Origin of the sequence: Burkholderia sp. SCN-KJ (assembly GCF_024656005.1) — a bacterium.
In the GTDB taxonomy this organism is placed as follows: Bacteria; Pseudomonadota; Gammaproteobacteria; order Burkholderiales; family Burkholderiaceae; genus Burkholderia.
Genome location: NZ_JANKOG010000019.1, coordinates 24,458 through 49,487, shown reverse-complemented (window position 1 = coordinate 49,487; position 25,030 = coordinate 24,458). Strand labels below are relative to the sequence as shown.

Here is a 25,030-nt window from a genome sequence, read left to right as displayed (position 1 = left end):
AAATGAATCCGGCTTTCCTCATTACCGCACTGCTGTGGCTGTCGGTGGCGGGGCTCGCGTTCGCGGTCGCGAAGCGCTCGTCCTACTGGCGTCTCGGGCGCGCGACGGCGCCCGGCTCGTTCGGCATCGCGAACCTGTTCACGATCCCGAAGCGCTACTTCGTCGACCTGCACCATGTGGTCGCCCGCGATCCGTACATCGCGAAGACCCACGTCGCGACCGCCGGCGGCGCGATCGCCGCGCTCGCGCTGGTGTTCGTCAACTACGGCCTCGCGATCTACTCGCCGTGGCTCGACAAGCTGATCTTCCTCGCGGCGCTCGCGATGCTCGTCGGCGTGGTGTTCGTCTGGCGCCGCCGCGCGGCGAAGGACGTGCCGGCGCGCCTGTCGCGCGGCCCGTGGAACGCGCTGCCCTGGCTGCTCGGCTCGTTCGCGCTCGGCCTCGTGCTGTTCATGGTCGTGCCGACCGGTGCGATGTCGGGCGCGTTCGCGGTGCTCTGCGCGCTGCTGATCGGCGCCGGCGCCTTCACGATGACCGTCGGCGCCGCGAAGGGCGGCCCGATGAAGCATGCGATCGCCGGCCTGCTGCACCTCGCGTTCCACCCGCGCCAGGAGCGTTTCGCGGCCACCCGCGATTCGTTCACGGGCAACGGCACGGCCACGCCGCCGACCGCGCTGAAGCTGCCGGACATCGAGCACGAGGAGTATGGCGTCGCGAAGCCGGTCGAATTCCGCTGGAACCAGCTGCTGAGCTTCGACGCGTGCGTGCAGTGCGGCAAGTGCGAAGCCGCGTGCCCCGCGTTCGCATCGGGCCAGCCGCTGAACCCGAAGAAACTGATCCAGGATCTCGTCGTCGGGATGGCAGGCGGCACCGATGCCGCGTACGCCGGCAGCCCGACGCCGGGCCTCGCGGTCGGCCAGCATCGCGGCGAGCCGAACGGCCCGATCGTGTCGGGCCTGATCGAGGAGCAGACGCTGTGGTCGTGCACCACCTGCCGCGCATGCGTGCAGGAGTGCCCGATGCTGATCGAGCACGTCGACGCGATCGTCGACATGCGCCGCAACCGCACGCTGGTGCACGGCACGGTGCCGGGCAAGGGCCAGGAAGTGCTCGCGAACCTGCGCGAGACGGGCACGATGGGCGGCTACGACACGGCTGCGCGCTACGACTGGTCGGTCGACCTGAACGCGCCGGTCGCGCAACCGGGCAAGCCGGTCGACGTGCTGTTCGTCGCGGGTGAAGGCGCGTTCGACATGCGTTACCAGCGCACGCTGCGCGCGTTCGTCAAGGTGCTGAACAAGGCCGGCGTCGACTACGCGGTGCTCGGCGGGACCGAGACCGACACCGGCGACGTCGCACGCCGCCTCGGCGACGAAGCGACGTTCCAGCAGATGGCGAAGCGCCTGATCGGCACGCTCGGCTCGCTGTCGTACAAGCAGATCGTGACGGCCGACCCGCACGTGATGCACAGCCTGCGCAACGAATACCGCGCGCTCGGGTTGCGCGTGACGGTCAAGCATCACACGACCTACCTCGCGGAGCTGGCCGACAGCGGCAAGATCGCGCCGAAGGCGGTCGAGTCGCTGCGCGAGAAGCGCACCACGTATCACGACCCGTGCTACCTCGGCCGCTACAACGGCGAGACGGAATCGCCGCGCAAGCTGCTGAAGACGATCGGCATCCAGGTCGTCGAGATGGAGCGCAACGGCATGCGCGGCCGCTGCTGCGGTGGCGGCGGCGGTGCGCCGCTGACCGATATCCCGGGCAAGCAGCGTATCCCCGACATCCGCATCGCCGACGCACGCGCGATCGGCGCGGACGTGGTCGCGGTCGGTTGCCCGAACTGCACGGCGATGCTCGAAGGCGTCGTGGGCCCGCGCCCCGACGTGCTCGACGTGGCCGAACTCGTTGCCGCCTCGCTGGAGTGAATCGATGAACACGATCAAACGAATCGATCCGCGCCGGCCGTTCATCATCACGGCCGCGGGCCTGAAGCGCATCACGCTCGGCGAGGAAGGCAGCGCCGATGCGAGCGCCGCGCAGTGGTCCGCGCACGGCCACGGCGCCGCGGCCGCGAAGCCGCGCCGCGCGGTGCAGGACCCGAAGCACGTGATGCTGGTGGTGGCACACGCCGAGCGCGGCGCGCTCGACGACCATGCGCGGCTGGCGATTGCCGCCGCCGCGGTGCTCGCCGACGCGCAGACGGAAGTTGCGCTGCTGGCATTCGGCGAACTGAAGGATGACGCCGCCGAACTCGGCGTCGACAAGCTGATCGAGCTGGCCGGCTTCGACCGTCGCGCGTTTGCGCCCGAAAGCGAATTGCAAGCGTTGCAGGCATGCGCCGCGGCGCTCGCGCCGAAGCACGTGTTCGTGCCCGACAACGCGACCGGCGACGGCGATCTCGGCCGGCGTTACGCGGCGGCCGCCGGGGCGAGCGTCGCGACCCACGTGGTCGAGATCGACGCGAAGCATGTCGGCGCGTATGCGCAGGCCGGCCGCGCGTTCGCGACGCGCGGGCTGCCCGACGTGATCCTGCTCGCGCAGAACGCGGTCGAGGCGAAACTGCCGTTCGTCGGCGCGGGCGAGCGCCTGGCCGCCGACTTCATCCGCCCGGCCGGCGACGCGGCGCAGCCGTACCGCGATCTCGGCCTCGAGGAAATCGACGCGGCGCAGGTCGCGCTGGAGGAAGCCGACTTCATCGTGTCGGCCGGCAATGGCGTGTCCGACATCGGCGCGTTCGAGCAACTGGCCGGCGCGTTCGGCGCGGCGATCGGCGCGAGCCGCGTCGCGGTCGACAACGGTCACTTCACGCGCGACAAGCAGGTGGGCGCGACCGGCAAGACGGTCGAGGCGAGCGTGTACATCGCGTTCGGCATCTCGGGCGCGGTGCAGCACTTGCAGGGGATCAAGGACTGCCGCCACGTGATCGCGGTGAACCTCGACGGCAGCGCGCCGATCGCGAAGCGCGCGAACCTGACGGTGGTGGGCGACGCGCAGGCGACGATCGCCGCGCTGATCGAACAGGTGCAGGCCGCGCGCGCGTCGCGCGGACAATCGCCGGCCGCGGTCGGCTCGCGTGAAACCGAAGGAGTCGCAGCATGAACGCCCCCCGCCAGTTGCAACGCATCGCGGTGCTCGTGTCCGTGGGCCGGCACCCCGTCAGCGGCACCGCGCGCTACAGCCGCAACGACGCGGCCGCGCTCGAGGTCGGCCGCCAGCTCGCGGAGCGGCATCGTGCGCAGCTCGACGTGATCCATGCGGGCGATCCCGCGAATGAAGCGCTTGCTGAATATCTCGCGCTCGGCGCGCGGCAGGTCGAGGTGCTGGCCTGCCACGACGGCGACGATGCCGCGCATGCGCTCGCCGCGCGCGTCGAAGGTTATGACCTCGTGCTGACCGGCACGCGCGCCGAGGGCGCGTACGACACCGGGATGCTGCCGTATCGCGTCGCCGCGGCGCTCGGCTATCCGCTCGTCGGCTCGGCCGTCGACGTGACGGTCGACGGCGGCCGCGCGGCGGTCCGGCAATTCTTGCCGAAAGGGCTGCGGCGGCGCGTCGACGCGGCGCTGCCGGCCGTCGTCGCGGTCCATCCGCTCGCCAACGTGGCGCCGCGCTACGCGTATGCGCGGCTGCGCGCCGGCGCGATCCGCCCGGCACTCACGTCGACCGGCGCGGACGCCGATGCGGCGGCCTGGAAGGTCGGCCCGGTCGAGCGTAAACCCGTAAAGCTGGTCGCCGCCGAGAAGCGCTCGGGGCATGCCCGGATGCTGTCCGCGACCACGACCGAAAGCCGCGGCGGCAACGTCGTAAATGAAGGGAGTTCAGTCGAAAAAGCACAAGTGATCCTCGCGTATTTGCGCGAGCATCAGCTCATCGACTACTGATTTTGATGCCTGTCGGCAACCACACTGGGACGCAAGGAATCCGGAGCAAACGATGAAAGTATCGGCAGACATTCGTGCACTGATCGAGCGACGCAAGGAAGGTTACAGCCTCGAGGCGCCGTTCTACACGAGCGAGGACATCTTCGCCCTCGACATGGAGGCGATTTTCCGCCAGCACTGGATCCAGGTCGCGGTCGAACCGGACATTCCCGAGCCGGGCGACTACGTGACCGTGGAACTGGGCAGCGACTCGATCCTGATCGTGCGCGACGACGACATGGAAATCCGCGCGTTCCACAACGTGTGCCGCCACCGCGGCGCGCGCCTGTGCAACGAGGATAAGGGCTCGGTCGGCAACATCGTGTGCCCGTACCACAGCTGGACCTACAACCTGACCGGCCAGCTGATGTTCGCCGAGCACATGGGCGAGAAGTTCGACCGCTGCAAGCACAGCCTGAAGTCGGTGCACGTGCAGAACCTCGCGGGCCTGATCTTCATCTGCCTCGCCGAGGAGCCGCCGGTCGATTTCGCGCAGCTGCGCGCCCAGATGGAGCCGTATCTGCTGCCGCACGATCTGCCGAACACGAAGATCGCCGCGCAGATCGACATCATCGAGGAAGGCAACTGGAAGCTCACGATGGAGAACAACCGCGAGTGCTATCACTGCGTCGCGAACCATCCCGAGCTGACGATCTCGCTGTACGAATACGGCTTCGGCTACCAGCGCTCCGACGCGAATGCCGAAGGCATGGACGCGTTCGCTGAAACCTGCGTGCGCCGCGGCAAGGAGTGGGCCGAGATGGGCCTGCCGTCCGCCGAAATCGAAAAGCTGCTCGACGTGACGGGCTTCCGCACGCAGCGCCTGCCGCTCGACCGCCACGGCGAATCGCAGACGCTCGACGCGAAGGTCGCATCGAAGAAGCTGCTCGGCCAGTTCGACCAGGCCGACCTCGGCGGCCTGTCGTTCTGGACGCAGCCGAACTCGTGGCATCACTTCATGAGCGATCACATCGTGACGTTCTCGGTGATTCCGCTGTCGGCCGGCAAGACGCTTGTGCGCACCAAGTGGCTCGTCCACAAGGATGCGAAGGAAGGCATCGACTACGACGTGAAGAACCTGACGGCCGTGTGGAACGCGACCAACGACCAGGATCGCGCGCTCGTCGAATTCTCGCAGCGCGGCGCGACCAGCAGCGCATACGAGCCGGGCCCGTATTCGCCGTACACGGAAGGTCTCGTCGAAAAATTCTCGGCCTGGTACATCGGCCGGCTCGCCGAAAAAATCGGCGCGTAGTACAGCGGACAGCAAGTGGAGCTACACATGATGCGAGATTCGGCCAATTTCGAGCCGGTGGACAGCCGAGTGACGCACCCGGCGTTCTGGAGCGCGCTGCCCGAGCGCTGGACGAGCGACGTCGAGGAAACGCTGGTGTGCTGCCACGTGCGTCAGGAAACCCACGACGTGAAGAGTTTCTTCTTCCGTTCGCCGCAAGGCCGTGCGTTTTCCTTCGAGCCGGGGCAGTTCATCACGCTCGAACTCGACATCGACGGCGAGACGATCAACCGGTGCTACACGATCTCGTCGTCGCCCGCGCGGCCGCACACGATCTCGATCACGGTGAAGCGCGTGCCGGGCGGCAAGGTGTCGAACTGGCTGCACGACAACCTGCAGCCGGGCGCGTCGGTTCGCGTGCTCGGCCCGGCCGGCGAATTCACGTGCGCGCGGCATCCGGCGCGCAAGTACCTGTTCCTGTCGGCCGGTTCGGGCGTCACGCCGCTGATGTCGATGAGCCGCGCGCATCATGATCTCGCCGAGGATCGCGACATCCTGTTCGTGCACAGCGCACGTACGCCGGACGACATCATCTTCGCGCGCGAGCTCGACCTGATCGCGTCGAACCATACGAATTTCCGTACGTCGTTCGTCGTCGAGCGCGTCGGTGCACGCACCAACTGGCCGGGCGTCACGGGCTTCCTGACGCTGCCGCTGCTGAAGCTGATCGCACCGGACTTCATGGAGCGCGAGATCTTCACGTGCGGCCCCGCGCCGTACATGAAGGCCGTGCGCGACCTGCTCGACGAAGCCGGCTTCGACCGCAAGCAGTATCACGAGGAAAGCTTCTCGTTCGAGACGCTCGCGCAGACCGCGAGCGACGAGGTGATCGCCGAACTCGCGCCGGCGGCCAACGACGGCGACGTCGCGACGAAGCAGTACACGGTCAGCTTCGCGAAGAGCAATCGCGAGATTTCGTGCGGCTCGGAGCAGCACGTGCTCGACGCGGCGCGCCAGTCCGGCGTGCGGCTGCCGGCGTCGTGCACGCAGGGCATGTGCGGCACCTGCAAGGTGAAGCTCGTGTCGGGGCAGGTCGAGATGAAGCACAACGGCGGCATCCGCCAGCGCGAGATCGATCAGGGGATGGTGCTGCTGTGCTGCAGCAAGCCGCTGTCGGATCTCGTGATCGACAAGTAGTCGTATCGAGCCATCGCCGGTCCGGGCGCGGCGCGTCGCGTTGCGTCGCCTCCGGACAAGCATCCGTCGGAAAACAACGATACCGCGGATTTGTGGTTGAAGAACCTAGAGAGACAACGCGCACGGTGCGCATTTCAAGGAGATCGACCATGAAGTTGTTCGGAAAACTGCTGTGGACCGGCGCACTGTCGGCGATGGTGGCATTGAGCGCGTCGGCGCTCGCGGATACGAAGCCTACGCTGAAGATCGGTTACGTCGAAGGCTGGGACGACAGTGTGGCGACGTCGAACGTCGCGGCACGCGTGATCGAGAAGAAGCTCGGTTACCAGGTCCAGCTCGTGCCGGTGGCTGCCGGGATCATGTGGCAGGGCGTGGCGCGCGGCGACCTCGACGCGACGCTGTCCGCATGGCTGCCCGTCACGCACGGCTCCTACTGGGGCGAATACAAGTCGAAGGTCGTCGATCTCGGTGCGAACTTCCCTGACGCGAAGATCGGCCTGATCGTCCCCGACTACGTGAAGGCGAAGAGCATCGAAGATCTGAATGCCGAGAAAAGCAGCTTCGGCGGCCGGATCGTCGGCATCGATGCGGGTGCGGGCGTGATGCGCAAGACCGACGAAGCGATCAAGAGCTACGGCCTCAGCTACACGCTGATGCCGAGTTCGGGCAGCGCGATGACGGCCGAGCTGTCGCGCTCCGTCGGCGCGAACAAGCCGGTGATCGTGACCGGCTGGGCGCCGCACTGGATGTTCGCGAAGTGGAAGCTGCGCTTCCTCGAGGATCCGAAGAAGGTGTTCGGCGGCGCGGAGCACGTCGACAGCGTCGCGAACCCGCAGCTCGAAACGAAGGCCAAGCCGGTCGTCGCGTTCCTGAAGAAGTTCCAGTGGAAGCCGGGCGAGATCGACAGCGTGATGCTCGCGATCCAGAACGGTTCGAAGCCGGAAGCGGCCGCCGACGCATGGATTGCCGCGCATGCTGACCGCGTGAATTCGTGGACTGAAGGCGCGCAGTAAGCCGCGGCGCTTCGTCGCGCGAATCATCATAAATAAATACGCCGGGAATGGCATGCAGGAATCCGAAACAATCGTGAATTCATGCGGCCATATCCCGGCTTTCTTTTACTGATTCTGCAAAAAAGCCCATAAGTTGTTACACTACGGCCCTTGTGCGGAGTCATCACAGGAGGAATTGGATGAGTCAGGCAGGACTGCGTGCTAATCGCACCAGTGACGTTGAGGCAACCATCTCACATGATTCGACGGGCCACACGCTGCATCGTGGCCTGACTTGGAAAGACGCATTCTGGGTGACGAGCGGCGTGCCGGCAGGCGTGCTGTTCACGATCGGCGGCGTATGCGCGACGATCGGCCAGCCCGCGTGGGCGATCTGGATCGCCGCGATCACGATGGGGCTGATTCAAAGCGCGACTTATGCGGAAATATCGGGACTATTTCCCCATAAATCGGGCGGCGCGTCGGTATACGGCGCGATCGGCTGGGTCCGTTACAGCAAGCTGATTGCCCCGGTTTCCGTGTGGTGCAACTGGCTCGCGTGGTCGCCGATGCTCGCGCTCGGCTGCGGCCTCGCGGCGAGCTATGCGCTCACGAGTCTCTTTCCCGCCGACGCGGCGGTGCTGCACTGGCAGCTCAAGGTTGCGGATCTCGGGTTCATCAAGCCGGGTCTTTCCCTGCGAATCAACGCGACGTTCATCATCGCGACGATTCTGCTTCTCATCACGTTCAAGCTTCAGCACAGCGGCGCATCGAAAGCTGCGCGCACGCAGCGCATTCTCGGCATTGCGTCGCTCACGCCGCTGCTGATCGTCGGCATCGTGCCGTTCGTCACCGGCGACGTGCCGATGTCGAACCTGCTCCCGCTGCTGCCGCTCGGTCATGATGCTCAAGGCAACCTCACGACCGCGACCTTCGGTTCGTGGAACGGGCAGGGCGTGACGATGGCGCTCGGCGCGATGTTCATGGCCGGCTGGGCGTCGTACGGCTTCGAAACGGCGGTCTGCTACACGCGCGAATTCCGCGATCCGCGTCGCGACACCGCGAAGGCGATCTTCTGGTCGGGCGCGCTGTGTCTCGTCGTGATGACGCTCGTGCCGATGGCGTTCCAGGGCGCGCTCGGCACGCAGGCGATGCTCGATCCGGCGATCGGCGACGGCACCGGCGTCGCGGCCGCGATGGCGAAGATCGTCGGTGGCGGCGCATGGGTCGCGAACGCGGTCGTCGTGATGCTGATGCTGTCGATCCTGCTGATCGTGATGACGTCGATGATGGGCTCGTCGCGCACGCTGTACCAGGCATCGGTCGACGGCTGGCTGCCGAAGTACCTGTCGCACGTGAACGAGCACGGCTCGCCCACGCGCGCGATGTGGACCGACCTCGGCTTCAATCTCGTGTTGCTGATGATGTCGGACTACATGACGGTGCTGGCGATCTCGAACGTCTGCTACATGCTGTTCGTATTCCTGAATCTTCAGTCGGGCTGGATCCACCGGATGGACCGCGGCAGCTGGGATCGGCCGTTCCGCTGCCCGACCTGGCTGCTTGTCGCCGGCTCGGTCTGCGGCTACGCGAATCTCGTCTATGTCGGCGCGGGCGCGAACCTGCAGGGCGAAGGTACGCTGCGCAACGGGCTGATCGCGATGCTGCTGATCGTGCCGGTGTTTCTCTATCGTCACTACTGGCAGGATCGCGGCCGTTTCCCCGCGCAGATGCAGCGCGACATGGAACTCGAAGTGCCGAAGCGCGCGATGTGGCTGAACCTGATGCCGTATGCGGCGCTGGTCGGCGCAGCGCTGACGATCTGGCTGTCGTACTACTTCGCGTGGGTCAAGTAAGCATCTGAACGCGGCACGCGCGTCGCGCGGCGAACCCGGACACCGCACCCGGGGCCGTCGCGCGACGCGTCGAACGCAACGCGATAAAAAACCCGACCGGTAGGTGCTGCCGGTCGGGTTTTTTGTTGGCCGCGCGCCGAACGAATGCGCTTACGGAAACACCACCGTCCGATCCCCATTCAGAAACACGCGCCGCTCGATGAACGCCTTCACCGCGCGCGCGAGCGTGATGCACTCGACGTCGCGACCGACCGCGAGCAATTGCTCCGGACGCAGCGCATGATCGACGCGTTCGACCACCTGCTCGATGATCGGGCCTTCGTCGAGATCGTCGGTCACGAAGTGCGCGGTCGCGCCGATCAGCTTCACGCCGCGCGCATGCGCCTGGTGATACGGCTTCGCGCCCTTGAAGCCGGGCAGGAACGAATGATGGATGTTGATCGCGCGGTTCGCGAGCTTCGCGCTGGTTTCCTGCGACAGCACCTGCATGTAGCGCGCGAGGATCACGAGATCGGCGCCGCTCGACTCGAAGAAGTCGAGCCACTGCGCTTCCTGCTGTGCCTTGGTGTCGGCCGTGATCGGGAAGTGGCGGAACGGCAGCCCGTGCTGCGTGGCGAGCGGCTCGAAATCCGGATGGTTCGACACGATGCCGACGATGTCCATCTTCAGTTCGCCCATCCGCCAGCGGAACAACAGGTCCGCGAGGCAGTGCTCGAGCTTCGACACCATGATCAGCACCTTCGGGCGCGCGTTCACGTCGTGGATCGCCCATTGCGTGTCGCCGTCACCGCCGCCGCCGAGCGCGGTCGCGATCGGACCGAACTCCTGGCGCAGCGCGTCGATCTGCAGCGTCTCATCCGTCGGATGAAACACGCAGCGCACGAAGAAGTGGTTGCTGAGATCGTCGTCGAACACGTTCAGCGCATCGACGTAGCAGCGATGGCGCTCGAGAAAGCCGACGACGGCGGCGACCTGGCCGGCCGCGCTCGGGCACGACAGCGTCAGGACGAATTGATCGGGGCGTGAGTCGGCGGTCATGAGATTCCTCGGATGTCAGGGAACGCAACGCGCGCGCGGCGGCGCGACGGGGCGCCACGCTACGCAGGTAGCGGGAGGCTCAAGTAAATCAGGACGATTTGGGCGCGGATAGAACCAACCCGCCGTGTGGCTGGTATCGGCGCGCCAGCGCGGCGGGGCGGTGGCGAGGCTCGAGGCGGGGGTTTTGGGGACGCTGGGCGGGGTGTCGGGCGGGGCGGGCGCGGCTGGTCCAGCGAGCGTCAGGCGGTGCAGCCGTAGCCGGTCCAGCGAGCGTCAGGCGGTGCAGCCGCAGCCCGTCCGGCGAGCGTCAGGCGGCGCAGTCGTAGCGGCTGCAGCGGGCGTCAGGCGGTGCACATACAGCCGCTTCATCGGACGTCAAGCGGGCAGGCGCAGCCAGTCCAGTGCGCGTCAGTTGGGACAGCCGCAGCCGCTCCAGCAAGCGTCAGGCAGCGCTCCGCCGGCCAGCCGCCCGCTCAGACCGGCGCGCACGCGTCCAGCAGCCAGCGCCGGAACACATGTGTCGCGTCCGGCTCAGGCCGCTGCGGCGGCCGCACGAGAAAGTAGCCGCGCGACGTCACGACGGGTGCGTCGACGAGCTTCACGAGCTGCCCGGACGCGACGAGCTCGTCGACGAGCGGCGACCAGCCCAGAGCGACGCCGTCGCCGAGCAGCGCCGCGTGGATCACCAGCGCATAGCTGTTGAAGGTCACGCCGCGCGCGGCGGCCGGCGCGTCGAGGCCGTGCGCGTCGAACCAGCCGGCCCACGACAGCCAGCGTTCGGGGCGCGTCGCCTGCACGTGCAGCAGCGGCAGCGCATGCAGGTGCTCGGGCCGCGCGACGTGCTGATGCGCGTCGCGAAATGCCGGCGAGCAGACGGGCGTGACCGATTCGGGAAAGAGCCGCGCGGCCGTGCACGACGGCCAGTGGCCGTCGCCGAACAGGATCGCGATGTCGGCATGGTCGCGCTGCGCGTCGTAATCCTGTGAGGTGACGACCCGCACGTCGACGTCCGGCATCACGCGCTTCAAGCCCGCGAGGCGCGGCATCAGCCAGTAGGTCGCGAAACCGAAATCCGTGACGATCGTGAGCGCGCCGTGCTCGCGGCGCGCGCGCAGCGTCGCGGTGGCGCCGCGCAGCGTGTCGAGGCTCAGCCGCACGGCTTCGTACAGGCACTGGCCGTCGCTCGTCAGCGTGACGCCGCGCGGGCTGCGCTCGAACAGCGGCACGCCGAGTTCCGCTTCGAGCTGGAACACCTGCTGGCTCACGGCCGGTTGCGTCGAGCCGAGCTCGCGCGCGGCGGCCGTGAAGCTCTGGAGACGGGCGGCCGATTCGAACGCGCGCAGCGCCTGCATCGACGGTAACGGTTCGGATTTCGACATAAGTCTCTCTAATGGCCTCATAAGGGCCGGACGCCTTCCCGCGCGAATTCGGGCGGGGGATAGTGCTTCGGACGGCACGGCGCCGCGCCGGGCCTTCCGCGATTCTAGCCAGTCGCGGCCGGTGCGCGCGGCACTTTCTTCAGGCTGCGTCCGTCATGCCGACCGTGTCGCCGCCCGAGCGTCGCGCCGCTCCATTCGAACACCGATTTCCCCAAGACCGCCGATGACGAACCCGACTCCCAACATCCTGATCCTGATGGCCGACCAGCTGACGCCGTTCGCGTTGCCGGCTTACGGCAACCGCGTCGCGCGCACGCCGACGCTCGACCGGCTCGCCGCGCAAGGCGTGGTGTTCGACGCCGCGTATTGCGCGAGCCCGCTGTGCGCGCCGTCGCGCTTCTCGCTGCTGACCGGCAAGCTGCCGTCGGGTATCGGCGCCTACGATAACGCCGCCGAATTGCCGGCGCAAACGCTGACCTTCGCGCACTACCTGCGCGCGGGCGGCTACCGTACGATGCTGTCCGGCAAGATGCATTTCTGCGGCCCCGACCAGCTGCACGGCTTCGAGGAACGGCTCACGACCGACATCTATCCGGCCGACTTCGGCTGGGTGCCCGACTGGGACCGCCCGACCGAGCGGCCGAGCTGGTATCACAACATGAGTTCGGTGCTCGAGGCCGGCCCGTGCGTGCGCACGAACCAGCTCGATTTCGACGACGAGGTCACGTTCGCGGCGAAGCAGAAGCTGTACGACGTCGCGCGCGAGCGCGCGGCCGGTCATGACGCGCGGCCGTTCTGCATGGTCGTGTCGCTCACGCATCCGCACGATCCGTACGCGATCACGCGCGAATACTGGGATCTGTACCGCGACGACGAGATCGACATGCCGGCCGTGCGGCTCGATGCGCAGCAGAGCGATCCGCATTCGCAGCGGCTGCGCTTCGTCTGCGAAAACGACCGCACGCCGCCGACCGACGCGCAGATCCGCGCCGCGCGCCGCGCATACTACGGCGCGACGTCCTATGTCGACGCGCAATTCGGCAGCGTGCTGGCCGCGCTCGAGCAATGCGGCTTCGCCGACGACACGATCGTGATCGTCACGTCCGACCACGGCGACATGCTCGGCGAGCGCGGGCTCTGGTACAAGATGACGTTCTTCGAAGGCGGCTGCCGCGTGCCGCTGATCGTCCACGCGCCGGGCCGCTTCGGTGCCGCGCGCGTGCGCGGGCCCGTGTCGCACGTCGATTTGCTGCCGACGCTCGTCGACCTCGCCGGCGCGTCGCCGGCCGGCGGCTGGCCGGACCCGGTCGACGGCGCGAGCCTCGTGCCGCATCTGCAAGGCGCGCCCGCGCACGACGTCGCGCTGGGCGAATACCTCGCGGAAGGGGCGGTTGCGCCGGTCGTGATGATCCGCCGCGGCGACTGGAAATACGTGCATTGCCCGGCCGATCCCGACCAGCTCTACAACCTCGCCGACGATCCGCGCGAGCGCACGAACCTGGCCGGCCTGCCGGAAGCCGCCGGCGTGCTCGCCGCATTCCGCGAGGAGGCCGCGCGCCGCTGGAACCTGCCGGAACTCGACGCGCAGGTGCGCGCGAGCCAGCGGCGGCGCCGCTTCCATTACGCGGCGACGACGCAGGGCCGCATCCAGGCGTGGGACTGGCAGCCGTTCACCGACGCGAGCCAGCGCTACATGCGCAATCACATCGAACTCGACACGCTCGAAGCGATGGCGCGCTTTCCGCGCGTCGGGCGCTGAACGGGCCGCAGCGGACATTGACGAACGACGGAGGAAGCGAATCATGAAACGGCAATGCAATGCAGCAATCCGGAGCCTGGGCACCGCGCTCGCCGCGGCCGCGTGCGTGGTGGCGATGCAGCAGCCCGCGCGCGCCGCCGACCCGCAGACGTGCCGCGACGTGAAGATGGCGGCGCCCGGCTGGACCGACATCGACGCGACGAACGCGATGGCCGGTGTCGTGCTGAAGGCACTCGGCTATCGGCAGGACGTCGCGAACCTGTCGGTGCCGATCACCTACCAGGGCTTAAAGAAAGGGCAGGTCGACGTGTTCCTCGGCAACTGGATGCCCGCGCAGGCGCCGCTCGTGAAGCCGTTCGTCGACGAGAAGTCGATCGACGTGCTGCACGCGAACCTGAGCGGCGCGAAGTTCACGCTGGCCGTGCCCGACTACGTCGCGGCGGCCGGCGTGCACACGTTCGCCGATCTCGCGCGCTACGCGGACCGCTTCGGCGACAAGATCTACGGGATCGAGCCCGGCGCGCCCGCGAACCAGAACATCAAGCGGATGCTGTCCGACCATGCGCTCGGCGCGGCGAACTGGTCGCTCGTCGAATCGAGCGAGACGGGGATGCTCACACAGGTCGAGCGCGCGGTGCGCGACAAGCGCTGGATCGTCTTTCTCGCGTGGGAGCCGCACCTGATGAACACGAAGTTCAACCTGACCTACCTGTCGGGCGGCGACGCGTATTTCGGCCCGAACTACGGCGGCGCGACGGTCAACACGGTCACGCGCGCGGGCTTTGCCGGCCAGTGCGCGAACCTCGCGCGGCTGTTCAGGCAGATGACGTTCTCCGTCGACGTCGAGAACCGGATGATCGCCGACATGCTCGACCACAAGACGTCGCCCGCGCTCGCCGCGCAGCATGCGCTGAAGGCCGATCCAGCGCTCGTCGAAGCGTGGCTCGACGGCGTCACCACGGCGGCCGGCGCCCCCGCGTTGCCGGCCGTGCGCGCGGCCCTCGACGGCCGCTGACCGCCTCCGGGCGGCCGGTTTCTCGCCGCGCCGCCCGCCTCCGTGTTTTCCCGAACGGTCGCATCGAGACCATTTGGTGTCGCCTTCAGACGGGTGACCTGAAATATGGGTTTGTATTTTTCGCCAATGGCTGCGTTATTGCGGAAAACGAAATGCCGAAGCCAGCGGACGTACCGAATTCGAATCGGCCGGCGCATTGCTGCGCGCGCCAGGTCTCGATTCTTTCCATCGAAGGGTTCAGGGAGGGTGGTCGACAATGAAGCAAAAGAAAGTTGCCGTAGCCGCCGCGCTGGCATGCGCGGCCTGTATTCCCGCCATCGGCCACGCGCAGAGCAGCGTGACGCTGTACGGGATTCTCGACGCGGGCATCACGTACGTGAACAACACGGGCGGTTCGCACGTGGTCAAGTTCGATGACGGCGTGTCGTACGGGAACCGCTTCGGCCTGAAAGGCACGGAAGATCTCGGCGGCGGCCTGAAGGCCGTATTCGCGCTCGAGAGCGGTTTCCACCTCGGCAACGGGCAGCTCGGCTTCGGCGGGGCGGAGTTCGGGCGGCAGGCTTATGTCGGTCTCCAGAACGATTGGGGCACGCTGTCGTTCGGCAACCAGCTCGACATCACCAACGAGCTCGTGTCGATCTACAACATCTCGGCATGGGGCAGCGGCTACGCGATCCACCAGGGCGACTTCGACCGTTTCAACGGCGACCGCTTGCCGAACTCGGTCAAGTTCCTGTCGAACGATCTCAGCGGCTTCAAGTTCGGCGCGATGTACTCGTTCGGCAACGTCGCGGGCAACTTCCACCGCGACAGCGCGTGGAGCGCGGGCGCGAGCTTCACGAAGGGCGACTTCTCGATCGGCGCCGCGTACACGCGCCTGAACAATCCGCACGGCATCTACGCGTTCGACCCGTACGCGATGATCGGCACGCACACGTTCCTCGGCCAGCAGACCGTCACCGTCGATCCGGCGACCGGCGCGCGCACCGACCTGTTCGCGGACACGCCGATGAACGTCGACAGCCAGGGCACGTTCGGCGTCGGCACGAGCTACACGATCGGCAAGCTGACGCTCGATGCGAACTACTCGTACACGACGATCAAGGGCTTCGGCCAGTCGTCGCACATGCAGTCGTATGAAGGCGGCGGCCTGTACCAGTTCACGCCGGCGCTCAGCCTGATCGCGGGCTATCAGCACACGCGCTTCGAAGGCCATCACTGGAACATGGGCACGGCGGGGCTCCATTACCTGCTGTCGAAGCGCACCGACGTGTATATCTCCGGCGATTACCTGCGCGCGTCGAACGGCGTCGATGCGGTGATCGGCTACAGCTTCACGCCGTCGACGACGCAGACGCAGGCCGACGTGCGGATCGGGATGCGGCATTCGTTCTGAGCGGGGCGAGGTAGTTTTTTCGACGTCTTCAGCGAGGTCTCTCTTTGGCGCGAACCGCGGTTCGCGCTTTTTTTTTTGCGGCGCGATGCAACGTCGTGCGGTGTGCGCCGTCCTTGCCCGCGTCCGGCGAGCATCCGGCAAGGTTTCGGCGGTTGAAGCTATCATCGCGCTTTGGCCGCATCGCGTATCGGCGATCGCCGGCCTTCCCTCCATGACGTCTCGCCGATGACCACCCCGTTACCCGAATCCACTTCGCCGTCGCCGTTACCCGCCAACTTGTTCCGCCACGCACCGTTCCAGCGCTTCTGGGGCACGCGCGTGATGTCGTCGCTCGCTTTCCAGATCCTGTCGGTCGCGATCGGCTGGTACGTCTATGCGCTCACGCACAGCGCGTTCGCGCTCGGGCTCGTCGGGCTTGCGCAGTTCGTGCCGATGTTCGCGCTGACGCTCGTCGTCGGGCAGGTGGCCGACCGCTACGACCGCCGGCGCATCGCGACGATCTGCCAGGGCGTCGAGGCGCTGGCCGCCGGCGTATTCCTGTTCGGCGCGGCGAAAGGCGGGCTCACCGCCCCGGGCGTGTATGCGCTGGCCGCGATCGTCGGCACCGCGCGTGCGTTCGAATCGCCGTCGGTGTCGTCGCTGCTGCCGGCCGTCGTGCCGCGCAGCGACCTGCCGCGCGCGACCGCACTGTCGACGTCCGCGAACCAGGCCGCGCAGATTCTCGGGCCCGCGTTCGGCGGGGTGCTGTATGGCGTCGGCGCGCCCGCGGCGTTCGGCACGAGCGTCGTGGCGTTCGCGATCGCGGCCATCCTGAGCGGCACGATTCCGCTGCGCAGTGCGCCGCCGGCGCGCGAACCGGTCACGCTGCGGTCGGTGTTTTCCGGCATCGCGTTCATCCGGCGCGAACCGGCGATCCTCGGCGCGCTGTCGCTCGACCTGTTCGCGGTGCTGTTCGGCGGCGCGACCGCGCTGCTGCCGATCTACGCGCGCGACATCCTGCAGGTCGGCCCGTGGGGGCTCGGCGCGTTGCGCGCGGCGCCGGCGGTCGGCGCGCTCGCGGGCACGCTGTGGCTCACGCGCTTTCCGCTGAAAGGGCGGCCGGGCCGCGCGATGTTCGGCGGCGTGATCGCGTTCGGCATCGCGACGATCGTGTTCGGGCTGTCGCGCAATTTCGTGGTGTCGCTCGTCGCGCTGGCGGCGCTCGGCGCATCGGACGTGGTGAGCGTCGTCGTGCGCCTGTCGCTCGTGCAGCTGCGCACGCCCGACGACATGCTCGGCCGCGTGAGCGCGGTCAACTCGCTGTTCATCGGGACGTCGAACCAGCTCGGCGAATTCGAATCCGGCGTGACGGCTGCGTGGTGGGGCGCGCCGGTGGCGATCGTCGTCGGCGGCGCGGCGACGATCGCCGTCGCGCTGACATGGATGCGGTTGTTCCCGACCTTGCGGAACATGACGTCGCTGGAGCGCGATCATTGAGTCGACGTCGGAGGGGCGATGCGTTTGCCGTTCACGGGAAACCGGCCTCATGCGTCGCAATTCATTTCAAATTGCTTTCTTGTTTCAATCGAATTCCAGACGGCATTCGGACGGGATAATCGTCTGAACGATCAATTCGGCGGCTGTCGTTTCGCGTGATGCGAGGTATCGGCACTGAAAGCGGGCTGGGTGCTGCTCGTCGATACGCTCGCGGGCGCGCTGATCCAGCTGTCGCTCGCCGGCGTGCTGTTGTGGACGCGCTGAACAAGCGCAAGACGATCGGCGATCGTGTGTGCGGCCGGCGCATAACGGCTGACGGTCAGACGCCGGCGTCGCGCGCGACCTGTACGGCCGTGCCGTAGCAGATCACTTCGGTGACGCCCGAGCCGATCTCGGTCGAGTCGTAGCGCATCGCGACGATCGCATTCGCGCCGAGCTTGTGCGCGTCGGCGAGCATCTTGTCGAACGCCTGCTGGCGCGCCTTCTCGCACAGCGACGTATAGAGCGTGATGTTGCCGCCGAAAATGGTTTGCAGCGCCGCGCCGAACGAGCCGACGATCGAGCGCGAACGCACGATGATGCCCTGCGCGACGCCGAGCGAGCGGACGGTCGTGTGGCCGGGCAAATCGAACGCGGTCGTGACGTGCTCGGGCGAGAGGGCGTCGACGGAGCGGGAGAAGTCGGTCATGGCGGAGCACCGTGGTGCGGAAGTGGTCGAACGACGATTCTATCCGGAACGGGAAACGCGCTCGACCGGGCGCGTATGACGCGCGCGCGCCCGGTGCGGCTCGCGCCGGCCGAGGCCGGTCAGCGCTTGACGGTCGTGCTGCCGTCGCCGCCGAGATCGACCGCATACGCAAGCGCCAGCTTGCCGAACTTCAGCGCGTGGTTCGCCTGCCGGTCCGAATTCTCCAGCGTGTCGTTCACGGTATGGATATAGGGGCTGTCGTTCTGGTCGGCCTCGAACGGGAACGACGCCGGATAGCCTTGCGCATGCCACGACGCGTGATCCGAGCACGCATAGCCGCATTGCGACGTGCCGATCGCGAGCTCGGGCAGGTAGGTCTTCGCGAGGTTCGTCAGGTAGGTGTTCTGCGCGGCGTTCGTGTAGTCGGTGATCAGGTAGATGTCTTTCGGATCGCCCTGGTAGTTCGTCATGTCGAGCTGCAGCACGCCGACCACGTTCGCATTCTGCGTGCGGAACTGCTTCGCGATCGCCTTCGACCCGAGCAGGCCGGCTTCCTCGGCCGCGTAGCCGACGAACTTGATCGTCCGTTTCGGCCGGTAGCCGTTCGCGAGCAGCACGCGCAGCGCTTCGGTCAGGCTGGCGATGCCGGACGCATCGTCGTCGGCGCCGGGCGAGCGCGTGTTTTCCGTCGTGCGGCCGACCGTCGAATCGAGGTGGCCGCCCAGCACGATCGTGCCCGCGGCCGGATCGCTGCCGCGGATCGTCAGGATCACGGACTTCTGCGGAAAGCCCGCATGCGTGAACTGCTCGACGGCGATGTCGGTGCGCGAGCCGGCCAGTTGCCGCCACTGCAGCGCGAGCCAGTCCGACGCGGCAACGCCGTGCGACGTCGTGTAGTAGCGGTTCGTGAAACCGGACAGCGACGTGATCGTGCCGACGATGTTGCTGGCCTGCAGTTGCTGGATCCAGGTCTTGATCTGCGGCGCGTTCGATAGCTGGTAGGCGGGCACGGCCGCCTGTTTCGCGAGTGCCGCGGGTACCGGCTGCAAAGCCTGCCGTGCGTCGTCGAACGAGTCGTGCACGATGTAGCCGGGCCCGTGGCCGCGCGCATGGTGGACCGCATGGGCGAGTTCGCCGAGTCGTGAATCGTCGATCTGGACGATATGCACGGTTTCGCGGTGCACGGCGCCGTCGGCCGTCGTGCCGGCGTCGACCGCCGTGCTGTACTGCGCGGTTGCGCTCGCATCGATGCGTTGAAGCTGGCGGAACGCGGTGTCGCCGAGCGTGATCCACACCGGCGTCGCGTGCGCGGCGGCGGTCAGCAGCACGCCGCCCAGCGCGGCGCTCAGGCGGGTCAATGTCAGAGTAGGCATGTTCGATCTCGTGAGGATGGCGATGTCGAGGAAGAGGGCGCGCGCAGGTCGTGCGGCGCCCCCGCCTGCTGCGGAATTACGACTTCTGCGGCACGGTCACGCCGTACGTGCAGCTCTTGTTGTATGCATTGCCGATCGCCGTGAGTTGCGCGCTGCTGTAGCCGAGCGCGGCGGCGGCCGTCAGCACCGCCTGGGCGGCGGCCTTCTGGTTCGTCGAGCTGTTGGTCATCGACAGCCCTTTCAGGAAGGCCTTGTCCATCGCCTGCGCGCCGATCGCGTCGCGCGCGACGAGGTTGCACGACGCCCAGTACTGGCCGGCCGTGTGGATCTCGGCGCCGCGTGCCTGCGCGTAGGTGCGCCCGACGTTCCAGTTCGTCACGCGGCCGCCCCAGTATTCGTTGTGGCCGTCCCAGTTGTAGACCCAGTGATATTGCGCGTCGGACGGGCTCCATTGATTGAAGTCGCGGCTGTACGCGGCGGCGAGATAGTCGCCCGTGCCTTCCGACAGGCCTTCCTGCTGCGACAGGCCGCCGTTGGTCACCCAGTCGTGGATGCCGTGGCCGAGCTCGTGGATCACGACGTCCGCATCTTCCGCGTCGTCGACGCCGCCCTGGCCGAAGGTCAGCCGGCCGCTGCTCGACGAGTACGACGAGTTGTCGTCGCCCGATTCGCCGTGTGGGTCGTACTGCACGCCGCCCGTGTACTGGTACGGCAGCGCCTTGATGCCGAGCGTCTGGTTCACGTAACGGAGGAACGTGTCGATGTGGTAGTACGTGTTCACCGCCTCGAAATACAGGTTGCCGCGCGTGAACTCGAACGTCGGCGTCGCCTGCGCCGGGCACGCGTTGTCGCGCGGCGCATCGAAGTCGACGCACGACGCATACGGGCCCGACAGCACGTAGCGCGAGTTCGACTGTGCGAGATCCTTCAGCGTCACGCGCACGCGCGCGGCCGCGAGCTGGGTGGAATCGGTGTCGTTGCCGTCCTTGTAGCCGGTGCTGCCGTAGCTGCTCTTCGTCGGCGAAAGCGGATCGGGCCGGAATACGAAGCCGGTGCCGTCGGTCGCATAGAACGCCTTGTCCTCGGCGCGCAGCACTTCGCCGCTGTCCGCGTCGATCAGCAGTTCCCAGTCGCCCTTCGGGCCGTCCTGCGGGCGGCCGCGTACCTTCCATGCGGTATGCGTGCCGGCCTTGTCGACGAACGCGACGCGCTGTGCGTCGAGGTTCGTGAAGCCACTGACGCCGAGATACGCGCGGGCGCGGTCGAGCGCCTGCTGCTGGTCGACCGCCTGTGTCTTGCGCGCGGTGACGGCCACGCCGTTGATCGTGTTGCTCGCGACGTACAGGATGCGGCCGTCCTTCGCGACCGTCACCGCGATGTCGCTGCCGTACACGGGCAGTCCGGCCGCCTGCTGCTGGAAGCGCACGACGGTGAAGTCGGCATCGCTGCGCTCCGACGTCACCGCGAGGCTCGCGAGCGCGGCCGGGTCGAGCCCGAGCTGCGTCGCCTGCGCCGCGACGAAATCGCGCGCGGCGGCCGCGGGCGTGGCGGCCGCCTTGTTCGCGCGATACGCGGGGGTGTACAGCGTGACGGCGACGCCGTCGGCGCGGAATTGCCCCGCGGCGGTATCGGCCTTGGCCGCGGCCGGTGCCACGCCGCGCGTCAGGCTTTCGCGCAGGCTCGACGCCTGCGGGTTCGCGACCTTGGTATCGGCCGCGCTGCCGCCGACGATGCCGAAACCGAGCGCGAGACCCAGGGCGAGCGGCAATGCTTTGCGTGATGTCTGCATGGGTGATCCTCATCTCAACGGTTGGACACGCCCGCGCGCTCGTGGCGAGCAGGCACGACACGGCTCGCGCGCCGGCTCGATGGAACCGGTGCGGCGAAGCGGTGCTGGGAGATTCGACTGACTGAGGATAACTAAGCGTCAGGTCGAAACGAATCGGAACGGAATGGCGGCGGGGAAGCGAACGGCAGGCAGGTGCGGCGACGGCGAAGCGAGCATCGTCATGTCATACCCCTCGGAATTGATATCGGTCTGGCAGCCTGCGTGGCGCGACGTGCGTCGGGCCCGGGCTCTCATCTCCTTAGGGCTGCCTAGCTAATTGCGAGGTATGTTACAGAATATTTTCGGCAACTTTGCAATTTATTTTCGAAGGCCGCTTCGGTCCGTCGATCAATCGGCGGCATTATTGAGCGAATGGCGGGAAACGCTGCCGGCGCGTGCAATGGCGCGCCGGATTGTACGCAAAAGCGGCGCCGTTCAGCGCGTCGCGCGGCGGTCGCTGCGCGGGCTCACGCCGAAACGCGAGCGATACGTGCGCGAGAAATGCGACGGCGATTCGAAGCCGCACGCAACGCACACCGACGTGATGCTCATGTCGGTCTGCTGCAGCAGCTCGCGTGCGCGATCGAGGCGCAGGTTCAGGTAGAAGCGCGTCGGCGTGTCGTTCAGCGTCGCGCTGAACAGCCGTTCGAGCTGGCGCCGCGTGATCGCCACGTCCTGCGCGAGCGCATCGGAGCCGAGCGGGGTTTCCATGTGCCGCTGCATCGTGTCGATCACCTGGATCAGCTTGCGGTTGTGCACGCCATAGCGCGCGGCGATCTCGAGCCGCTGGCTGTCCGAGCGCTGCCGGATGCGGCTCACGACGAACTGTTCGGAGATGGCCGCCGCGAGATCGGCGCCATGCCGCCGGCCGATCAGGTCGAGCATCATGTCGATCGACGCGGTGCCGCCCGCGCAGGTGATGCGCCGGTCGTCGATCTCGAACAGTTCCTGCGTCGCGTTCAGGCCCGGGTAGCGCTCGCGGAACGCGGCGAGCGCTTCCCAGTGCAGTGTGAGCGTTTGCGAGGCGTCGAACAGCCCGGCTTCCGCGAGCACGAAGCTGCCGGTGTCGATGCCGCCGAGCGTCGCGCCGTGCCGGTTCTGGCGGCGCAGCCAGTCGGCGAGCGCGCGGTCGTAGCACACGAGCGGATCGAAGCCGGCGACGACGAACACCGTCTCGACCTGCGCGACGTCCGCGTACGCGGCTTCGGCCGCGACCGGAATGCCGTTGCTCGCGGCGACGGGCGTGCCGTCCGCGCTGATCACGTGCCAGCGGTACAGCTCGGTGCGAAAGCGGTTCGCGACGCGCAGCGGTTCGACCGCCGACATGAAGCCGAGCGCGGAGAAGCCGGGCAGCAACAGGAAGTGGAAATCCTCTGGCATCGGGGCGTGGGGTGGAAGCGGGTGGTCGTCACGTACTGCGCGGCGCGGCGAGCGGGCAGGCCCGCGCGCACAGCGCCCGGCTCACGGGAGCCGAACGTTCAACGCACGATTATCGCGGTTTTTGCCGGCGCTCAGCGCGTTTTTGCGCCGCGCACCGTCCGGCGCGCCGTCGTCGAAGGCAGTTCGCCGAACTGGGCCTTGTACGCGTTCGCAAAATGCCCGAGGTGGATGAAGCCCCAGCGCGCGGCCGCCTCGCTGATCGGCAGGTCCGACTGCCGCGTATCGAGCAGCAGGCGTCGCACCTGCGCGAGGCGCAGCGAGCGCGTGTAGTTCAGCGGACCGGTCTGCACGACCGACTGGAAGCTGTTCTGCATCGTGCGCCGGCTCACGCGCAGCTGCGTGCACAGGCTCAGGATGTCGACGGGCGCTTCCGGGTGCCCGATCACGTAGTCGTGCACGCGCCGGACGATGTCGGCGTGGCACGCATGCGTGAGGCGGTGCGGCGGCTCGGGCATCCGGTAGGTCAGGAGATCGACGAGCACGTTGGCGACCTCGCCGCGCAACTCGGACTGCGCACGCGCCGCGTCGAACGTAGCGGGGGCCGACAGCACGCGTTCGAGCAGTGTCGCGAACTGCAGGCTCGCGCGTTCGCGTGCGGCGACCGGCACGTCGACGACGCCGCGCCGCAGCGCGCGCTCGTCGACCCGGACGTCGGCGGCATCCTCGATCTGCTGCATCAGCTCGGCGTCGACGACCACGCCGATCAGCGACATGTCGTCGGGTGAATGCAGTTCGAAAGGCGAGCCGCCGCGCGCCATCACGATCGTGCCGCGCTCGATACGCGCATCGCCGAAGGCGAAGGCGCCCGAGCCGGTGAGCGGCATTCCGAATACCGTATGGCCAGCCGGCAGGCGCCCGCGCTGGATGACGCGCACGTTCGCCGCTTCCTGGAACAACTGCACGCCGTCGAGCTCCACGTGCTTGACCGTGCTGCGATACGAGCCGCAGCCGATCTGGTCGTAACGCTGATCCCATCCACGCAGCGCTTCGGCATGCCGGTCTGCGTCGTCGAACATCTGGTGAAACACGAGCACGGCGCCTCCGGCGATCGTTCGGACCGCGCAAGATTAAACCGACCGGGCGGTCGGTGCAATACGGATCAGCGCTAGTCCGGCAGGGGTTCTGGCGGGGTCGGATGGGGCGCGCCGCAGGTGGCTTTCAGGCGGTTTTCCAATATCCCGAATCGGCACGCACGCGTTGCCGGTCCGGGTGCTGAACCGATTTATTGTCGAACTACAGTCGCCCCACATCACCTGAATCCCAACTGGAGGCGACATGAGAACAAGGCGACGCACCGCGGCTTTCGCGGCGACGCTGGCGTTCGCGGCGGCGTGGGCCGGCAGCGCGGACGCGACGGAAAAGCCCGAGGAACTGGTCGTGCAGAAGATGCCGCCGTGGCATCCGCATGCGGTGTACGTCGTCGACATCGCGATGCCGACGATGACCGACGGGCGCATCTTCGTGTACGACGCCGACGCGAAGAAGCTGCTCGGCCAGATCGACGGCGGCTTCGCGCCCGGCCTCGCGATCTCGCCCGACCACAGGACGAGCTTCATCGCGACGACCTATTTCTCGCGCGGCTCGCACGGCACGCGCACCGACGTCGTCGAGATGACCGACAACACGACACTCGATCACACCGGAGAAATCGTGATTCCGGCCAAGCACGGGCAGCACGTGCCGTCGCCGTACAACACCGCGTTCAGCGCGGACGGCAAGCGGCTGTACGTCGCGAACATCACGCCGGCCGCGTCGGTGACGGTGATCGACGCGGTGTCGAAGCAGGTGCTGTCCGAGATCGACACCGCGGCATGCGTGCTTGCGTATCCGTCGGGGAGCGACCGCTTCACCGCGCTGTGCGAAAGCGGCAAGGCGCTCACGGTCACGCTCGACGCGAACGGCAAGGAGGTGAAGCGCACGATGTCCGATGCATTCATCGACGTCGACAACGATCCGGCTTTCATCAACGCGTCGCGCTACCAGGGCGGCTATCTGTTCACGACGTATCACGGCAACGTGCGCAGCGTCGATTTCGGCGGCGCCAGGCCCGCGTTCGGCAAGTCGTGGTCGTTGCTGACCGATGCCGAGCGCGCCGAAGGCTGGCGCCCGGGCGGCATGCAGCAGACGGCCGTGCAGGTCAGGCAGAACCGTTATTACGTGCTGATGCACAAGGGTGGCGACGGCACGCACAAGGATCCCGGCACGCAGGTGTGGATCTACGACCTGAAGACGAAACAGCGCGTCGCGCGCTGGGATCTCGCGCAGCAGAAGGTCGATCCGCTCGTGTCGATCCAGGTCAGCGAGGACGACAAGCCGCTGTTCTACGGGCTGACGGGTACGTCGGACCTCGTCGTGATGGACGCGCACAGCGGCAAGCTGCAGCACGTCGAGAAGCAGATCGGCAGTACGTCGACGCTGCTCGTGAACCCGTGAGGC

Annotated in this window: 19 protein-coding genes and 1 pseudogene; 13 read left to right on the top strand and 7 right to left on the bottom strand. The window is 67.4% G+C overall.

Going from position 1 to position 25,030, the window contains the following annotated elements:
* Positions 1-2: 2 nt before the first annotated feature.
* The 7 genes from NQV17_RS27005 (at position 3) to NQV17_RS26975 (ending at position 9,202) form a co-directional block, all read left to right on the top strand.
* A complete protein-coding gene (locus NQV17_RS27005) occupies positions 3-1,928 on the top strand; it encodes a (Fe-S)-binding protein (RefSeq protein ID WP_257774620.1) in 1,926 nt (641 codons plus the stop codon).
* A 4-nt stretch (positions 1,929-1,932) separates the two neighbouring features.
* On the top strand, positions 1,933-3,102 hold the full coding sequence (locus NQV17_RS27000) for an electron transfer flavoprotein subunit alpha/FixB family protein (protein WP_257774619.1): 1,170 nt from the start codon (positions 1,933-1,935) through the stop codon (positions 3,100-3,102).
* Positions 3,099-3,884, top strand: coding sequence for an electron transfer flavoprotein subunit beta/FixA family protein (locus NQV17_RS26995; protein WP_257774618.1), 786 nt, complete (start codon positions 3,099-3,101; stop codon positions 3,882-3,884). The genes NQV17_RS27000 and NQV17_RS26995 overlap by 4 nt, the downstream gene beginning before the upstream one ends.
* Positions 3,885-3,936: 52 nt before the next feature.
* Positions 3,937-5,178 (top strand): aromatic ring-hydroxylating dioxygenase subunit alpha, encoded by a 1,242-nt coding sequence (locus NQV17_RS26990; protein ID WP_044844357.1) that lies wholly within the window; start codon positions 3,937-3,939, stop codon positions 5,176-5,178.
* A gap of 27 nt (positions 5,179-5,205) precedes the next feature.
* Positions 5,206-6,354 carry a hybrid-cluster NAD(P)-dependent oxidoreductase gene (locus NQV17_RS26985; RefSeq protein ID WP_124521490.1) on the top strand — a complete coding sequence of 383 codons (1,149 nt, stop codon included), beginning with the start codon at positions 5,206-5,208 and terminating at the stop codon, positions 6,352-6,354.
* A gap of 149 nt (positions 6,355-6,503) precedes the next feature.
* On the top strand, positions 6,504-7,367 hold the full coding sequence (locus NQV17_RS26980; RefSeq protein WP_044844355.1) for a glycine betaine ABC transporter substrate-binding protein: 864 nt from the start codon (positions 6,504-6,506) through the stop codon (positions 7,365-7,367).
* Positions 7,368-7,546: 179 nt separating this feature from the next.
* A complete protein-coding gene (locus NQV17_RS26975) occupies positions 7,547-9,202 on the top strand; it encodes an APC family permease (RefSeq protein WP_257774617.1) in 1,656 nt (551 codons plus the stop codon).
* 150 nt (positions 9,203-9,352) lie between these two features.
* On the opposite strand, the gene purU is transcribed toward NQV17_RS26975, so the two are convergent.
* Complete coding sequence (gene purU / locus NQV17_RS26970; protein WP_044844353.1) at positions 9,353-10,240, bottom strand: formyltetrahydrofolate deformylase; 888 nt, start codon at positions 10,238-10,240, stop codon at positions 9,353-9,355.
* Positions 10,241-10,713: 473 nt separating this feature from the next.
* Positions 10,714-11,640, bottom strand: a complete 927-nt coding sequence (locus NQV17_RS26965; protein ID WP_257774616.1) for a choline sulfate utilization transcriptional regulator — start codon at positions 11,638-11,640, stop codon at positions 10,714-10,716.
* 202 nt (positions 11,641-11,842) lie between these two features.
* On the opposite strand from NQV17_RS26965, the gene betC reads away from it, so the two are divergent.
* The 5 genes and pseudogenes from betC to NQV17_RS38100 form a co-directional block, all read left to right on the top strand.
* Entirely contained in the window at positions 11,843-13,378 is a 1,536-nt protein-coding gene (gene betC / locus NQV17_RS26960) for a choline-sulfatase (RefSeq protein ID WP_257774615.1), read from the top strand.
* Positions 13,379-13,421: 43 nt separating this feature from the next.
* Positions 13,422-14,393, top strand: a complete 972-nt coding sequence (gene choX / locus NQV17_RS26955; protein WP_257774614.1) for a choline ABC transporter substrate-binding protein — start codon at positions 13,422-13,424, stop codon at positions 14,391-14,393.
* Between the two features lie 256 nt (positions 14,394-14,649).
* Entirely contained in the window at positions 14,650-15,789 is a 1,140-nt protein-coding gene (locus NQV17_RS26950; protein ID WP_124666898.1) for a porin, read from the top strand.
* Between the two features lie 225 nt (positions 15,790-16,014).
* Complete coding sequence (locus NQV17_RS26945) at positions 16,015-17,265, top strand: MFS transporter (RefSeq protein ID WP_257774613.1); 1,251 nt, start codon at positions 16,015-16,017, stop codon at positions 17,263-17,265.
* A 174-nt stretch (positions 17,266-17,439) separates the two neighbouring features.
* A pseudogene (locus tag NQV17_RS38100) lies at positions 17,440-17,627 on the top strand (hypothetical protein); the annotation flags it as partial.
* Here NQV17_RS38100 and NQV17_RS26940 read toward each other — a convergent pair.
* The 5 genes from NQV17_RS26940 to NQV17_RS26920 all read right to left on the bottom strand — a co-directional run bounded on the left by NQV17_RS26940 (position 17,585) and on the right by NQV17_RS26920 (position 23,628).
* Positions 17,585-17,953, bottom strand: a complete 369-nt coding sequence (locus NQV17_RS26940) for a YbjQ family protein (protein WP_257774612.1) — start codon at positions 17,951-17,953, stop codon at positions 17,585-17,587. The pseudogene NQV17_RS38100 and the gene NQV17_RS26940 overlap by 43 nt on opposite strands.
* A 119-nt stretch (positions 17,954-18,072) precedes the next feature.
* Positions 18,073-19,326, bottom strand: coding sequence for a M20/M25/M40 family metallo-hydrolase (locus NQV17_RS26935; RefSeq protein WP_257774611.1), 1,254 nt, complete (start codon positions 19,324-19,326; stop codon positions 18,073-18,075).
* A gap of 76 nt (positions 19,327-19,402) precedes the next feature.
* A complete protein-coding gene (locus NQV17_RS26930; protein ID WP_257774610.1) occupies positions 19,403-21,115 on the bottom strand; it encodes a M36 family metallopeptidase in 1,713 nt (570 codons plus the stop codon).
* A gap of 474 nt (positions 21,116-21,589) precedes the next feature.
* Positions 21,590-22,534 carry a GlxA family transcriptional regulator gene (locus tag NQV17_RS26925; protein WP_044847758.1) on the bottom strand — a complete coding sequence of 315 codons (945 nt, stop codon included), beginning with the start codon at positions 22,532-22,534 and terminating at the stop codon, positions 21,590-21,592.
* 131 nt (positions 22,535-22,665) lie between these two features.
* The gene (locus NQV17_RS26920) at positions 22,666-23,628 is read right to left on the bottom strand and encodes a helix-turn-helix domain-containing protein (protein WP_257774609.1); all 963 of its coding nucleotides are present in this window, start codon (positions 23,626-23,628) and stop codon (positions 22,666-22,668) included.
* A gap of 241 nt (positions 23,629-23,869) precedes the next feature.
* Here NQV17_RS26920 and NQV17_RS26915 point away from each other — a divergent pair, with 241 nt between their 5' ends.
* Complete coding sequence (locus NQV17_RS26915) at positions 23,870-25,027, top strand: amine dehydrogenase large subunit (protein WP_257774608.1); 1,158 nt, start codon at positions 23,870-23,872, stop codon at positions 25,025-25,027.
* The last annotated feature ends 3 nt before the right edge of the window (positions 25,028-25,030 follow it).